At 53.0% G+C, this 247-nt stretch carries 1 pseudogene; it reads left to right on the top strand.

What is annotated here, in order from left to right:
- A pseudogene (locus HMPREF2955_RS16575) lies at positions 1-247 on the top strand (IS5/IS1182 family transposase); the annotation flags it as partial.

Here is a 247-nt window from a genome sequence, read left to right as displayed (position 1 = left end):
ACGCCATCTATGTCACAGACCGGCAAGGCATACCGCTTGCCATGTCCACGCCTGTCTCGGGTTCTCACAACGACCTTCACAACATCTCCCAGGTTCTTCAGGATTTGTTTGCAGGTATTAAGGACTCAGGCTTGTCCGTATCGGGACTCTTTCTCAATGCAGATGCCGGCTTTGACTCTGCACTATTCAGGCGAGGTTGCCATCAGCAGGAGGTGTTCCCAAACGTCGCCTTCAATAAGCGGAGAGG

The sequence above is a fragment of the Prevotella sp. HMSC073D09 genome (assembly GCF_001814145.1).
GTDB classification, from domain to species: domain Bacteria; phylum Bacteroidota; class Bacteroidia; order Bacteroidales; family Bacteroidaceae; genus Prevotella; species Prevotella conceptionensis.
Note: the sequence above shows the minus strand (reverse complement) of the source record. Positions and strands in the feature narration are given on the sequence as shown.